The organism is Stenotrophomonas sp. TWI809 (assembly GCF_039673205.1).
In the GTDB taxonomy this organism is placed as follows: Bacteria; Pseudomonadota; Gammaproteobacteria; order Xanthomonadales; family Xanthomonadaceae; genus Stenotrophomonas.
The window spans coordinates 67,514-84,604 of the sequence record NZ_JBDJLE010000017.1 but is presented as its reverse complement, the minus strand read 5'-3'; the positions used below and the strand labels follow the sequence as shown (position 1 = coordinate 84,604).

The 17,091-nt window shown below is 68.4% G+C and carries 1 protein-coding gene; it reads left to right on the top strand.

Annotation, left to right across the window (positions count from 1 at the left end):
• Nucleotides 1-27 precede the first annotated feature (27 nt).
• Entirely contained in the window at nucleotides 28-17,082 is a 17,055-nt protein-coding gene (locus ABE472_RS13425) for a leukotoxin LktA family filamentous adhesin (RefSeq protein WP_346466426.1), read from the top strand.
• Nucleotides 17,083-17,091: the final 9 nt, after the last annotated feature.

Sequence of the window (17,091 nt, the reverse complement as noted above, 5' to 3'; positions counted from 1 at the left end):
CCCGCCTGCCACTGCCCGGAGCCTGCCATGAACCATCGCGACCCTTCGTCCTGCCCGTCCTCCAGCGTGCGTCATGTGCCCCCGGCGCAACGCCGCCTGCGTCCTGCGGGCCTGGCCGTGGCCATCGGCTCCGTGCTGGGGCTGGCGTTGCCAGGCAGCGTGATTGCCGGCGATGACGGCAGTGCGATGGTCACCGACGGTCGCACCGATACCCGCGTGACCCGCCAGGGCAACGATCTGCACTGGAAGGTGACCACCGGTACAGTGAAGGGGGCCGCCGGCAACCAGGTCGCCTTCAACGCCTTCCGCGAATTCGGGGTGGACGTCGGCCAGACCGTTGATCTTGTGCTGCCCGCCCAGGGTCAGCAACAGGTGCACAACCTGGTCAACCTGGTCACCGACGCGCGTGCCTACATCAACGGCAACCTCAACAGCGTGCTGGAGTCGACCAATGCGGTGGGCGGCAAGGTGTTCTTCGTCGCCCCGGATGGCCTGTTGGTCGGCAACGGTGGCGTGCTCAATGTCGGCTCGCTGTCGGTGGCCACGGCCAACCGCGCCACGGCCGACGACATCCTCAACGCCGGAAAGGGCCTGGATGCCCTGATGTACGGCACGCTGACGCCGGGTCAACTCACCGACAAGACGGTGGCGCTGCACGGGACGGTGAATGCAAGCAACGGCATCCGCGTACAGGCCAGGGCCATTGATGTCACCGGCACGCTGTTCGTACAGGCCGGCCCGCGCGATGCCAATGGCGATCTGCAGGGCATCGAGGCGGCCGTCAATACCGGCGCCTCGCAGCCGCTGGTACTGGTCAACGAGGGCGGCCGGATCCAACTTCGCGCGGCGGCGATCTCCGATACCGGGTTGGGTGTGCGCAGTGCCGAGGCAACGGTAACGGTGGGCGGCAACGCACGTCTGGCGGCGGACGATATCGAGTTGACCGCGCTTGCGGTCATCGATTCCGGCTACGACAAGGACGGTGCGGTATTCGACGAGCTCAAGGCCGATCTCGTCAACAGCGTCACCGACTCCAGCACCCTCACGGACCTCGGCGATGCGTTGGTGAACCTGGGGGCGGGCAAGCTGCTGGGTGAGCAGATTTCGTTCCTGCATGGCGCCACCACGGCGCGGGTAGAGGTGAAGGACAACGCAGTACTGGACGCGCGCGACGACATTACGCTGCATGCCAGCACCCGCCAGGCCATCGACAACTCGGCGGCCGGCAAGGCGTACGAGAAAGGTGATGTCGTCACCGATGCCAACGGCGATCCCGTGAAGGATGCCAATGGCAACAGCATTCCGAAGAAGCACATGCTCAGCCTCGGTGCGGCGTACGCGCAGATCAACGCCACCACGGAAGCCATCGTGCGTTCGGGCGCAACCCTTGCGGCTGGCGGCGACGTGGCGGTGAAGGCCGATGCCGATACGACGCTGAAGCTTGCGGCCGAATCGTTCGCGGTGAACAACACGGCCGCTGCGTTCACGGCGGCGATCAGCAATGTCAACGTTGACACCCGCGCGGTGATTGAAGCGGGTGGGCCACTGCAGGCCGGCAGTGTCAACGTTTCGGCGGTCAACGCGGTCTCTCTGGACACCTCCGCCACGGCGCGCGCCGACAAGAATGGCGCGGTCGGCCTGGCTGGCGCGATCAGTCTGCAGGATATCGCGGCCGAAGCGCGCCTGGACCGCGACACCCGCACCACGGCAGGCGACGTCACCGTGCAGGCGGCCAGCATCAACCGCCTCAACAAGACCAGCACGCTGATCACCGGCCCGAAGAGCGAGCCGCTGCCCGGCCAGGAGCAGGTGGAAGCGATCAGCAGCGGCAGCGATGGCCTGATGAGCGTGGCGCAGTCGCTGGCCGGCGCCGGCGTGGGTGGCGCCATCGCCAAACTGACCGGCAGCCAGGACGGCGGCAGCACGCCGCCGGCCACTACACCGACCACGGCGTCGCCCTTCCGCCTCGGCGGGGCGATCAGCGTTGTCGACGGCGACCATGCGGCCACCGCCAGTATCGGCGCCGGTACGACCATCGACAGCGCCGGCGCGATCGTGGTCGACAGCCAGGTAACCGATGCACAGATCGGCAACCATGCGATGAGCAATGTGCTGGCCAAGGGCAAGAGCGCGGATGGTTCGGCGTTCGCGTTGTCCGGGGCGGTCAACATCGCCAACCTCACCCATGAGGCACGGACCCTGGTGGGCAGTTCGGCTGAGCTCTCGGCGCAACGCATCGGGTTGTCGTCGGATGTGCGCCTGCCTCGGGATTTCAGTGCGCTCACCGGGGCCGTCCCGGACTTCAGCAGCTTCGACGCGTTCAAGACGTCGATCTCCGCCGCCAAGGACCTGATCACCGACCCATCGGAGTTGTTCGCCTCGTACGCGGCGGCGCGCGGCTCGGCCGAGGAAGTGGCCATCGGGGGCGCGGTGAGTTGGTTCAAGGCGACCAACAGCGCACGTACCGATGTCGCCGCCGGTGCTTCGCTGACCACCCGCGACACCAGCACCGCAGCGTGGAGCGCCGCACTGGAAGGTGAGGACCATGCCGGCGCTGCGCGCGGCCGGACGTTTGACGCCACCGCCACCGTGCGTGCCAACACCGATGTCACCGGTCTGCACGCGGCGGGTGATCTTGCCCTGAAGAACCTCAAGGACAGCAACGTCGGCAACGGCGGAACTGCCTTGGGCGGCAGCGTCGGCTATATCGACTACCAGAACACGGCGGCAGCGATCCTCCATGATGGCGTCCGCGTCGACGCCGGTGCAGGCAGCCTGGCAGTGCAGGCCGACAACAAGGAAACCGTGGTGGCGCTGGCGCTGCAGTCAGGCCAGGGCGGCAGCATCGGTGTCAGCGGAACCGCCACCGCGCTGGACCTGGACAGCACCACGCTGGCGGGGATCAGCAACCGTGCCGACATCCGCGCCGCAACGGTCGGCGTACGTGCCGACGAAGATCTGTTCGTGTGGTCCGTGGCCGGCGCGGTTGCGATGAGCGACAGTGTGTCGGTGGGGGCCAGCGTCGCCTACCAGCAGCTGGATACCGATACCCGCGCCTTCATCGGTGCGGTGCCTGCAGCCTTCGCGACCGGCAGCAGCACGGCGCCGGTCGGCGCGATCACCACGGGTGAGCTGGCGGTCAACGCCACCAGCGGTGGCCTGGCCGGTGCGGTGGCCGCCGCCGGCGCAGTTGCCAAGAGCTCGTCCGAACAGCTGCAGAAGGCTCAGGACGAGCTGGCGGCAAAGCAGAACGCGGAGAATCCCGGCTTCCTGGATTCACTCAAGACCCGTGCGCTCGGCAAGGTGACCGCGCTGGAAGGCATGGCCAACAAGGCCGACAGCAACGGCAGCGCCGGGCTGACCGCGTACTTCGACAAGGCCAAGGGCCTGCTGGGTAGTGGGAATGCAGCACCGGGGCAGGGCCAGGGCGCGCAGACGCCGCAACCCAAGTTCGGCATCGCCCTGTCCGGTAGTGCGACGGTGAATCGTGCCCGGCAGAACACCAAGGCAGACATCAGCTCGGCCGTGATCAAGGACAACAGCGGCAACGGCCTGAAGCTGGATCTTGACGCGACCAACCAGACGCTGCTGGTCAGCGTCAGCGGCGCGTTGTCGGTGGCCGCGGCCGGCTCGGACAACACCCAGGGCAGCGCTTCGCTGGCCGGTGGCGTGGCCTACGGTGACATCCAGAACACGACGACCGCGCAGTTGCGTGACAGTACCGTGGAGGATGCCGGCAATGTCACGGTGACCGCACGCAACGAAAGCGAACAGGTCAACGTCGGGCTGAGCGTGGGCGTGAATGCCTCCTCCAACCAGAGCTCGGCCGGTGCCGGCGCGATCTCGGCGACCGTGGCGATGTCCCACAACGACACGGCCGCCAGCATCGTCGGGGGCAGCCTCCGCGGCATGGGCGGCGCGGCCGCAGATGTCGATGTCAAGGCCGTGAACGCCTCGAAGATCGCCAACGGGGGGGGCGCACTGTATGCGGGTGGCAAGGCCGGCCTGGGGGCGGCAGTGACGTATGCCGAAGTGGGCGACAGCACCCGCGCGTCAGTCAGTGGCGCCGACATCGAAGGCGTACAGGACGTGCGCGTGCGTGCGGCCGATGCATCCCGGATCGTGGCGGCGGCCGCCAGTGGAGGGGCGTCCACGCGCAGCGACGGCGTGGCGATCGCCGGTTCGGTGCTGGTCAACCAGATCGCCAGCCAGACCGCCGCCAGCATTGACGGCGGCAGCCGCATCACTGCCAGTGGTGACATTGAAGCCTTCGCCGGGACGGCGACGATCGACGACGTGCGTGGCACCGGTGACGGCTGCGGCTCGGGCTTTGCGGTCGATTACTGTGGCACCGGGATCGGCAGCATCGAGGTGGATGCCAATGCCGATACCGCGAGCACTGACGATACGCGGGTGGATGCGGCGGGTCGCAACAATGGCCGCAGCTCGATCATCGCTGTTGCCGGCATGGTCCAGGTGGGTGGCAACAATGCCGGCGTGGCCTTCGCCTACAACACCATCAACAACACACATACCGTCTCGGTCAACGATGCCACGCTCACCGCCGGGCGCATTGCGCTCACGGCCAGTGACCAGTCCGACATCCTGGCAGTGAGTGCCGGCATCGGCGGCAGCACCGGCAACTTCACCGGGGTGGGCAGTGCGTCCTACAACGCCATCGGCAACACCACCTCGGTGCTGGTCGGTCGTGGCCTGGCGGACGCGCAGGGCCAGGTGCCCCGGGATGGCGCACAGCTCAACGCGGGCAGCATCCACCTGCAGGCACGCGATGAATCCTTCATCGGCGCGCTGGCGGGGGCGGCAACGCTGGGCTCCAAGGTCGCCGTGGGTGCGGCGTTGACCATCAATGACATCGGCAATACCACGCTGGCGCTGGTCGATGATGCGCAGCTGACCGCTGGCGCCGGCCGGGTCGACCTCGAGGCCGCCAACGCCGCCAGGATCCTGTCCGGTGCGGTTGCCGCAGGCGCAGCCAACAATGTCGCCATTCAAGGCTCGGTGGGCTGGAGCATGATCGACAATCATGCCGAGGCCGCATTGCGGGAAGGCAGCGTGCAGGCAGGCATCGTGCAGGTGGCCGGCAGCAACGAATCGCGTATCCACACACTGGCCGGTGCGGTTGCCGGCAGCGGCACCGCCGCCATCGGCGCGGCGATCAACGTGGCCACCATCGGCGATACCACGCTGGGCGAGGTGGACGGCACCGCGCTGGAGGTGAGTACTGCGCTGGATGTCAGTGCGACGTCGGCCGCCACCACCAAGACACTGGCCATTGCCGGTGCGCTGGGGGGCACCGCGTCCATTGCCGGCAGCAACACCACCAACCTGATCGACACCCTCACCGAGGCCCGCCTGCGGGGTGTCACGGGGCAGGGGAGTGGCATCACCGGTGCGGTGTCCGTCAGCGCCGACACCTCGGGTGCGGCCTATTCGTTGGGGGGCGCGCTGTCGGCCGGTGGGACGGCAGGCATCGGCGCAGCCAGCAGCGTCAACGACATCGGCGGCCGTACCCGTGCCGTGGTGGAGAATGCCACGCTGGGCGGCGCCAGCGCGCTGAGCATCGATGCGGCCAACCGCAGCCTGGTGCGCACGGCAGCCGTTTCCGTGGCGGGGGCGGGCACGGCAGCGGTGGCCGGCAGTGTCACCACCAACCTGATCCATTCCGATACGCAGGCCAGCCTCAGTGACACCAGCCTGCACAACACGCTGGCCGATGTGAAGGTGAGCGCCCGTGACGAGCGCAGCATCGATTCGCTGGCGGGTGGCGCAGCGGTCGGCGGCAGCGTGGGCGTGGGCGCGGCAGTGGCCTACAACGATATCGGCGGCACTACCTCAGCGGTGGTTGCCGGCAGTGCGCTGGACCTGGATGTCCGCAATCTGCTGGTGCAGGCCGATGCCTCTGGACAGGCCGGCGGTCAGGGCAACCGCATCCGCACCGTGGCTGCTGGCCTGGGCGGCGGCGGCGCGGTCGGTGGCGCAGCGTCGGTGGCGGTGAACCGGATGAAGGGCGCCGTCTCGGCACGGATTGAAGCAGGCGCCAATGTCCTGGCACAGGACAACGTCGGCGTGCTCGCCGCCCAGGCGCAGCAGATTGACGTGTACGCCGGCAGCATCGGCGGGGGCGTCAACGCGGGCATCGGCCTGGGTACCGTCGTCAACCTGGTGGATGGCAGCACCGAGGCGGCGATCACCGGTGCCGGAACTGCCGTGACCGCGCTGGGCCTGGGCGATGCGCTGGCAGGCGTGGACAGTGGCCGGCGCACGGCGGGCAATACCCACAGCACCCGTACCGACGCCGCCGGCATGGCCTTCGATACCGTGGACCTGGGCACCGGCCATATCGACGTGCATGGCATCGCGGTCAATGCGGCCACGCGCCAGCAGGTCAGGACCATCGGCGTCAGTGGCGCGCTGGGTACCACCCCGATCGCCAGTGGTGCGGTAGCGGTAATGGCGGCCGTCAACGACATCGCCGGCAGTACCACCGCGATCATCAAGGACGCACGGATCAACCAGCATGGGCTGGGCACCAGCAGCGACCCCGACCAGGACAGCGCAGGGCTCGCCGCAGCGGAGCAGAGCGTGGATGTGCGCGCCAGCCATCACGTGGCCTCGGCCAATTATGTGGCCGGCATCGCCGCCAGCGCGGGCGTCTTCTCGGGCGCAGGGGCGCTGTCGACCAACCTGTTCGACAGCCATGCCAGCGCCAGCATCGAGGGCGCCACCGTGTCGGCCGCCGACGCGGTGACCGTGGAGGCCAATGCCAGCCAGAACGCGCTGGCGATCGTGGTCGGCGCGGCCGCGGGCCTGACCGGCGGCGCTGCCACCGGCGTGGTCAACAATTTCACCACCGATACCCGTGCAAGCGTGCTGGGCGGCACCCTGCGGGCGGGCTCCCTGGCGGTCAACGCCAACAGCGATAACGCCGCCTCGCTGGTCGGCGGCGCAGGCGCGGTCGGGGGGGGCGCGGCGGTGGCCGGCACCGCGCTGGTCAACATGGGCACTGCAACCACGCTGGCGCAGGTGGGCGAACGTGCGCGCGTGACCCACATTTCCGTGTCACGCGACCTCGACGTGAACGCGCACAGCCGTTCGGATTTCAACGGCGTGGCGGTGAGTGGCGCGGGTGCCGGCGCCGCCGGCATCGCCGGCATGGCACAGGTGCACCTGCTGCAGAACGACACCCGTGCGCTGGTCACCCAGGCCTCGGTGGATGCCACCGATATGGCGGTGGTGGCCGAGGATATCCTGCGGCTGTCCGCGTACTCCGGTGCGGTGGGCGTGGGCATCGCCGGCAGCGGTGTAGGTGCCGGCGCTTCGGTGGCCATTCTTGGCAGCACCGTCAAGGCCACCGTGGAAGACAGCACGCTGTCGACCACGGGCAGCGTTGATGTGAATGCCGTCTCCGATCGTGCGGTGGACATGGTCACCGTGACGGCTGGCGTGGGCGCCACCACCGGCATCGGCGGCGCTGCCGGGCTGCTGCTGGCCGGCATTGGCGACCGCGGTGACAGTGATACGGAACTGGGTGGCACCTTTGCCAGCCTGAAGCAGCTGGGCACTGGCCAGAAGATCGACGCCGCCGCGCTGGACGGCACCCTGGGGGCGCAGGGCGCCGGCGCGCTGAACAGCCGCGCCCAGGTGGACATCGGCAGTCTGCAGGGACGTGGCGATCTGGTGAGCGCCAGCATCCGCGGTGGCACCGTGCAGGCACGCGCGCTTGAGGTGAGCGCGCAGACCCTGATGAGCAGCAGCAACACCGTCGGTGGGATCGGCGCTGGTGGCGTGGGCGTGGGCGGCGCATTCGGCATGACCGGCCTGTATGGCAGCACCGAGGCGGTACTGGCGGCGAACAGCACGCGGGCCGGCTCCATCGCGGTGCTCGCCAACGCCGGCGACGGCAGCGCAGGCAAGGCCGCTGGTCTGGACGTCTATGCCGGCGGTGCCGGCCTGGTGGGCGTCGGCGCGGCCATCGGCTTGGCGCGCCTGGAACAGACGGTCACGGCCACGGTGGCCGGTGACCTGCAGGCAGGCAGCCAGGGCGAGGGTCTTGCGGTCCGTGCCAGCGATGCCAGCACGCTGGATGTGACAGCCACCGGCATGGCGGCCGGTGCACTCGCGGCCGGTGCGGTCGTCGCAACCGCTGCTCGCAACGCCAACGTCCAGGCGTGGTTGCAGAACGACAGTACCTTGGCCGGCTTTGGCAACGTGACCTTCGCCGCCAGCTCGCTGGGCGGCGCGCATGCGGGCGCGTGGGGTGCGGCCGGTGGCGTGTTGGCCGGCGTCAGCGCCGCCGTCGCACTGGCCGACGATGGCTCCGACGTGCGCGCCTGGCTGGGCGAGCGGACACGCGTATCGGGGGTGGGTGGCGGCATTGAGGTGCATGCCGAGGCCACCCCGCAGGTGTCCGCCGAAGCCTTCGGTGCTGCACTGGCCGGCGGCCTGGCGGTCGGTGCGGCGGTCGCTGATGCCACCTCCCGTGCCAAAGTGGACGCCCATGTAGGCAATGGTGCGGTGCTGTCCAACCGCGGTGGGCTGGACATCCTGGCCAGCGTCCACGGCGGGAGCGTGGATGCACGCGCGGTCGCCGGTTCCGGTGGTCTGTATCTGGCCGGCGCCGGCGCCTTCGCCACCGCTGCCAGCACCAACGCGGTGCAGGCAGCGCTTGGATCCGACGTGGTGGTGCAGGGTGAGGCCTATTCCATCAACAACATCATCGACTACGCGCGCGGCGGCACTATCGCGATGCGCGCAGTCAACAACAGCAACCAGCGTGCCGATGCCACCGGCCTGAGCGTGGCGGGCCTGCTGGCCGCCGGCATCGTCGACGCCAACGCCCGGTCCTCGGCGACCACCGGCGTCACCGTGGGGGCAGGGAGCCTGCTGTACGCAGGCAACACCACGCTCGCCGCCAGCGGCAAGGACGAGAATCGCGCCAACGCCACGGCGGGCACCGGCGGGCTCATTGCGGGCAACGCGGCGCTGGCAGCGACGCACACCGACAGCACCACGCAATTGTCCATTGGCCGCAACGCGGTGCTGGATGTCAGTCGCCTTGATGCCCGTGCGCTGCACGACAGCAACTACGCGGGCAGCGCGAACAGCACCAGCGCCGGCGTACTCAACGCCAGTGGCGCCGACGTGAAGAACCGTGCGGACGCGACCGTCGGCCTGCTGGTGGACGAGGATGCCCAGATTGTCTCGGCCGGATCGCTGGTGCTGCGCACCGACAACAACTACACCGGCACACTGGGCAGCGAGCTTGCCGCCAGCGCGGCCGGCGGCGGTGTCCTCAGTGGCAGTGCCGCACAGGTGGTCACCCGGCTGGATGGCAGCAGCACCATCGATATCGGCAAGGGCGCCCTGCTGCGCGCCGGCGTCGCACCGACGCCGGGCGATGGCGGCGCGCTGGACATCGTGGCAAACACCCGTGCGAACACCGATGACCGGGCGGGGCTGACCACCGGCGGGGCGATCAATGCCGCCGCGGTCAAGGCGCGCACCGATGCGGTGCTCGGCAACCGCGTGAACATCGGCGATGATGCGCGCCTGCAGAGCAGCTACATGCTCAACGTCGGCACCTACGCCGCGACCGACATCGGTGCCACCGCCCTGGTGAACACCTGGGGTGTGCTGGCCGCGGTCGGCATCTCCGACGCGGACGTGGCGCTGGCGATGGACCAGCAGGTCAATGTCGGCCGCGGCGCGAAGCTGGAATCGCTGCACAACGCCTTCGTCTCCGCCGGCCAGGATGGCATGAATGGCTGGACCTCACGGCTGGCCGCCAATGCGGTCTCGCAGGGGTACAGCCGCGGGCTGATCGCGGTGCCGGATTCCTCGGCGTCCTCCACGGTGGACAGCAACGCGAGCACCGCTCTGGCGGCGGGTAGTGAGCTGCTCAGCGGCGCATTCGTGTCGCTCGGTGCCTACGGTGAGAATGTCTTCCGCAACGCCGATGGCGCCGCCACCGGCTACCAGTTGGGGTTCATTCCGGTCACCGTGCGCGACAGCCGCAGTGGTGGCAGCACCCGCGGTGATGTGCTGATCGATGGCCGCGTCGTTGCCGGGCGCTACAACGTGCTGGACATCCTGATCGATGCCAATGGCAAGCTGACCAGCAGCGGCGCGGGCGGCGATGTGCTGCCGTTCGATACCCAGCGCGAGCTCAGCAGCGCGCTGAAGGCGCGACTGAACGCGTCGGGCATCCACGATTTCGATGCGATCGCCGGCAATGCGCTCTATACCCACACCATCGGCGACCTGTATGCGGCCGGCGGCGATGTGATCCTGTATGGCCGCAACATCCGCGGTGGCGGGTCCGTCACCGCCAAGGGCGCGCCGAAGATCACCATCACCAACCGTAGTACCGACAACCTCCTGCTGGCGGGCGACATCCTGGTGCCGGAGTACAGCGGCGGCAATGTGCTGTTCACCGGCAACAGCAACCAGGCCGTGGGCATCGGCGTCAGCCAGAACCCGGGGCAGAGCAATGCGCTGGTGAGCATCCGCAACGAGGCGGCCACGGGCACCGGCGCGATCGGTGCGGGCGGGCTGATTTCGGTCACGGGTGGCGACCTGGACATGTACAACGCGCTCGGCAACATCCAGAGCTGGGGCGAGCAGCTCGCCGAAAGCGTGACGATCAATGCGCCCAACGGTGAGGTCGGCTACAACCTGGGCTCGGCAAACTGGTACGGCAATGTCGTGAGCGCGCTGTGGGCACGCCACAGCGTGGCATCGGGCATCACCAATGCCGATGACGCCGCGGCATACATCGCCAACGCCAAGTACGGCGCAGCGGCCGCCGCCGCCGGCATGAGCTTGACCGACTATCTGTTGTATGGGACCGGTAACGACGTCAACAACCCCAGCATCCTGGTGTTTGGGGCATGCCGCTATCGCATCGGCGACAAGGACTGCACCGCTTCAGCGCTGGGTGGGCAGTATTACGACGGTGGCGTGGTATCGCGGTACAGCCACAAGGACACCAATTACCTGCCAAAGGTGAATGCCCGGAATCTGCGCACCGTGCTCAACACGCAGCCCGACGACGTCAGCAACGCCAGCCTTGGCCAGGTGCCCAGCACGGGCAGCGGTGTGAACGCCGGCAGTGGCATCAAGATCACGGCCAACTACATCGACGTCAACGTCGCGCTGAAGGCGGGCCGGCCGGTGGATTACTCGGCAATCCTGGTCGAAAGCAGCGCGTTGCGCGCCTGGATCGACGGCAAGGACAACCAGGCCAGCAAGGGCATCTTCGATGTGCCTGCCATGTTCGTGGCGAAGTCCGGCGCAGATTCTTCCCGCATCGCCCTGAAGTACGATTCGCTCAACCGCCAGTTCATCGTGCCGGACATTTCGGCCAACGGGGGCGGTTCGATCTACCTCGATGGCCGCATCGTCAGCACGTCCACCGCCGGCTCGCTCAATGTGGTCAGTGGCAAGGGCTCGGTGGTCATCAACAATGGCCTGGCCGATGTGGGCCTGCAGCTTGGCAACATCCTGGTCGGCAACGGGGCGCCCGGGCAGATCACCATCCGCGACCGTGAGCTCAATACCGCGTCGTGGTATCTGCGCGACGGCAACGGCAACGTGAAGGGCTATCAGGGCGGAGTCAATGCCCTGAGCTGGGATGCCCCGGGGGTATCGGCCATCAGCAACACGACCGGCTATGACCCGCGCGCCGGCATGTTTGCGCGTTGGACACAGACGGCCCGCATCGCGCGCAACATCCAGTCCGATAACGGCGTGCTTACTGCTGAGAACTGGCGCTGGGTGGACAGGAACAACAACACCGTCTTCAACGGCCAGCAGTGGGAAACCTCAGGCGTCACGTACGGCAACAAGGCCGGCGGCGTGGCGGTGTTCGAGTCGCAGCTGACCGGCGACTTCGGCAGCAACCTCAATTCACGCGTCAACTACCGCTGCGAAAAGAAGAACGAAAGTGGCTGCCGCTACAACTACGGCTTCCCCGGCAGCAATCAATTCGATGACGGCGGCACGTGGCGCACGAGCTGGTACCAGCGCGCCCCGCGCACTGGCACGCTGGTCGTCACCAACACGGCCAAGGCCGACAACCGGATCGGCATCAACTTCAGCGCCAACGATGCAGGCCTGCTCGACGTCGACTCCGGCCAGACCATCCGCATCAATGGGGTGCTGAAGAACACCGATGGCCGGACCTTCCTGACCAGCGAGAACGGCAGCATCGTCAGCGCATCGCGTGACGCCAGGATCATCACGAACCAGCTCACCCTCGACGCGGCCGGCAGCATCGGCAGCATTGTCGGCGCCCAGGCCGGCGAGGCCGCCAACCCGCTGGATGTCCAGATGGTGTCCTACACCAACGCCAACGGCGCCACCGTGGCCGCCGGCAACCTGGTGGCCCGTGCGGGCGGTGACATCGCGCTGGATATCGATTCGGCAGCCAAGGTGCTGATCAGCGCCGGCAGTGGCACCGGCCGTGGCGATGTGTGGCTGCGCGCCAAGTACGACATTGAAGGTGCCGCCACCGGCAATGCTGCTTCGATCATCGGTGCCGACATCACCCTGGACAGCGTCTACGGTGCCATCGGCTCGCTCGCCCGGCCCCTGGTGGTCGATGCCGGCGAGCGTACCCGCAGCGACGGCGTGCTGGAGGGTGGGCTCATCTCGGCTCGGGCGACCGGCGACATCGCGCTGCGTGACCTCGGCGGCGACTTCTGGGTACAGCGCATCGAGTCGCTGGCCGGTGACGTGCTGATCGAGGCACCCTCGGGCTCGATATACAGCGGTGCCCAGCGCGCCTCGTCCAGCTTCCTCAGCGAAGCGCAGCTGGCCAGCCTGCGCGACAACCTCAAGCTGTTCCAGGGCGGCGGCCAGCAGTCGATCGTCAGCTACCAGAGCCAGGTCGACGCCAGCTACGCCGAGTACTTCCAGCTCCGCGCGCTGGGCAGTGTCGTCGATGGGCGCTACCTGGCCGGTGGCACTGCCATCAACCTGTTCCGCTCCATGGCGGAAGCCGCGCGGGGCGGCAGCCTGGATGATGCAGGGGTAAGTGACTACCTCGCAGAGCGCTTCAACCGTCTGGGGACGGTGTTCACCGATGCCTTCGGCACCGGCTGGCAGCAGGAGGCGATCTTCGCGTCCTTCAACGCGGGATACCGCTATGAGCTGGCCGCCAGCAGTGGCGACAGCGCGAGTGTCGCGGCACGCAAGGCCACACTTCTTGATGGCATGACGGCTGACTCACAGTGGAGCCAGGGCCAGCTGCGCTACGTGTTCAACGCCAATGCGCTGGAACCCTCCACCGGTTCCGCCCTGAATGCCGAACCGGTGATCATCGGGCGCAATGTCAGCCTGCGTGCCCGCGATGACCTGGGCCGCCTGGACAAGGAATACACGGTCAGCCTGGCCGACGTGAACAGCGGCAACCTCAGTGCCGAGGCGATGCTGGCCATGCGGCTTGCGACCACGCCGGGCGATGTGCAGATGCTTGACGCGGCCGGCGATGTGCTCACGCCCGAGCAGGTGCGCGGCGGTGCGGTGGTGGTCTCGCTGCGCATTCGCAGCACGGCTCCGGTGGTACTGGCAGCCACGGGCGGGATCGATGCCGATGTGGGCGGCGATGCCTACCTGCACGGCAACACGTCGCTGGCGCTGAACAGCTTCGCTGCCGGTGGCGATGCACGCATCGGCAGTGACGGCGATATCACCGATGCCGGGGGCAGTGCGGGCGGTGCGATCCTGAGGGTCGGCAGGGACCTCAGCCTGAGCGCCCTGCGCAGCATCATGGGCCACGATGGTCAGCCGCTGCGCGTGCAGATCAACGGTCGCCTGCTGCTGGCCAACGCCGGTGAACACGTGCGCGTGGCGCAGCAGAACGGGAACCTGCGTATCGGCCTGGTGAGGGCGAACCAGGACGTCGTACTGGACGTCGGCGGCGGCAGCCTGCTGTCGTACCTGAAGGGCGTGAGCACGCTGACCGGGCGCGACATCCAGCTCGCCGTGCGCGACGACATCCGCGACGAGGACGGCGGTTCGCTGGCCTTGCGGATCGTTGCCGGCGGTCGGCTGGATGGCGCGGCAGGGGGCGAGGTGCGTGTTTCCAGCGACGTGGACATGCCGATCGGCACGCTTACCGCGGGGGGCGACCTGCAGCTGATGAGCACAGCGGGCAAGCTGAGCGCAGTGCGTTTGCAGGCCGGTGGCGATCTGGGCGCCACCGGGTACAACGGTGCCGACCTGGCTTCGGTGCAGGCCGCGGGCGAAGCGATTGTCAGCGCCCCGATGGGGGACATCCGCATCGGCAACCTGCGCGCAGCATCTGCCAATGTCGCCGCCGGTGGCGGCCTGCAGTTGGGGGATGCGGCCATTGACCAGGTCCTTCAGCTGCTATCGCTGCAGGCCACATCGCTGGCGGCAGGCGCGCAGGTCAACGCCGGCGACAGCGTGCAGATCGACGCCGGCGGCGTCGCGATGGGCGCCGGAAGCCAGTTGAGTGCTGGCCGGGTGGTCGCGGTGCGTTCCAGTGCGGATATCAGCGTGGGCCAGCTGGCCGTGACCGGCAACTCGGCCACCGGCAACGTGATGCTCGAGGCGGACGGTCGTATCCACTCCAATGGGGATGCCGCGGTCAATGTCGGTGGCGGCAGCCACGTGCTGGCCAGCCTGCAGGCGGGCGAGGCAATCGGGAGTGACGCGCAGGCCCTCACGATCGATGTCGGCCGGCTTGTCCTGGCACGCAGCGATCGCGGCGACATCCACCTGCGGCTCCCCAACGGGGGTGTTGTGGGCGACGTGGTTGCCGCATCGGGAGCGCTGTCGCTGCACAGTGACGCGCACCTGCAGGTAGATCTGCTGGATGCGGCAACCGATGTCCGGCTGGGGACGGCCTCTGCCGAAATCGGCCACGGGGTCGCCGGTCACTCGGTGGCGATGCAGGCGCAAGGAGCGCTGGACATCGGCCGTCTGGAGGCGGGCGCGGAGGCCGTGGTGACCAGCGCCGGCACCCTTGCCCTGGGCCAAGGAAGGATCGGTGGCGATGCGCAGCTTCGCAGTACCGGGGCCATGCGCATTGGCGAACTGCAGGCGCAGGGCGCAATGAACGCGGCCAGCGGTGCCGCGCTGGTGGCGCAGACACTGTCTTCCGGTGCGGCGATGCAGCTGGAGGCGTCCGATGCGTTGGATGTGCAGCAGCTGGGCAGCGGGGGCGATCTGGCCGCCACGGCAGGTGGGCTGCTCGCCATCGTCGATACGGTGGCCGGGGGTAATGCGCGCCTCGAAGGTGACGCCGATGTGCGCCTGGGCCAGGCGGTGATCGGTCAGTCGCTGGACGTTGCCGCGGCCGGCACGCTGGAGATGCGTACCGCCACGGTCGGCGGCGATGCGCAGCTTCGCAGCGGCGGGGCGATGGGCATTGGCGAACTGCAGGCGCAGGGCGCAATGAACGCGGCCAGCGGTGCCGCGCTGGTGGCGCAGACACTGTCTTCCGGGGCGGCGATGCAGCTGGAGGCGTCTGGTGCGCTGCAGATTCAGCAGCTGACCAGCAAGGGCGACCTCATCGCGGACGCTGGCGGTCTGCTGGCCATCGACGATGCCGCAGTGGGCGCGCAGGCACGCCTGGATGGCGGCACGGATGTGCAGCTTGGCAGTGCAACGGTCGCGCAGTCACTGGGGCTGAACGCTGGCGGTAACGTGGATGTTGGCAGGGCAGGCATCGGCGGCAACGCCCAGGTCGGCAGCGGTGGCGATACCCGCCTCCAGCATTTCGATGGCCGCGGTGACCTGGTGGCGGATGCCGGCGGCGCTATCACCCTCGTCAGCGCGGCGGTCGACGGTTCGATGATGCTGCGCGCCGGCCAGTCCATTGATGTAGGCACGGCGGTGATCGGTGTGGATGGTGACTGGATCGCAGGCACCGACCTCTCCGCCGATGAGGTGACCGTGGGCTGCAACTTCCGCGGCGATGCCGGTGTCGCGTTGGTCATCGGTACGCTCAACGTGGGCTGCAATCTTGGGCTGTCCTCCAGCGAAGCGCTGCGGTTCGACGGCCTGCAGGCGGCCGGCGGTATCGCCCTGGCATCGCGCGGCTCGGATGTCCAGGGCCGGCAGGTGGATGCAGGGAAGGCGCTGCGGGTGCAGGCCGCGGGCGATATCCGGATCGAAGCTGCCCGCGCCGGCAGCGACCTGGTGGCCACCAGCGGCGGCAGCCAGCAATGGGATCTCTACCAGGCCGGTGGCGATGCAGCGCTGCAGGCGGGTGGCGATATCCATTTCGATGACGGTCGCAGCGGTGCCGCACAGTCCATCCTTGCGGGCGGCAGCATCGGCTTCGGGCGGGCCAGCGCCGGTACCACGGCCTACATGGACGCCCGGGCCGGTTCGCTGGCCGGCGGGCAGTTGCAGGCGGCGTCTGCACAGCTGGCCGCGCGCGACACCTTGTCGTTGGCACAGGCGATGGTCGATACCCGCCTGAACCTGGCCGCCGATGAGGTGCAGGCGCAGGTAAGCCAGTCCGATGCTGGCCCAGGCCTGCTGACGACGACCCTGACCGGCTACCGCAACGGTGTCGCCAGCCGGATCGTGGTGGATGTTCAGCCGCGTGATGCCTGGCTGATCGATGCGCTGCAGGCCATGGAGGCAGAGCTGACGTCCTCCTCGGCGCGCGTTGCCATCGCCGATGGCCAGGTGGAACGCACGATGAGGCTGACCACCCCGGCACTGCAGGTGCTGATGGACAACACCAGCCCGTTGCTGCGCCCGGCGGACGCGCAGCTGTTGCAGTTGAACCGTCGCTTCCACCTGGCAGCCGATGGCCGCCTGCTGGATACCGACGCCTATGTGGTGCGGTTCAACGATGGGGTCCGGGTGAACAGCCCGAACTACAACCGCGACCACCTCGAGGCCGGGCCGGCCTACCTGGGCGAAAGCGCGGTGCGCTACATGGGCCGCATGCTCAATCTCCGGTCGCCGGAGATGGCGGTACCCGCCCGTGCGCCCGCGGAAGGTGATGAAGCAAACGCCCGCGACGTGGTGGCTCCGGCCCTGGGCGGCGCGGTCAACCTCGGGGCGCCCAACTGATGAACGACG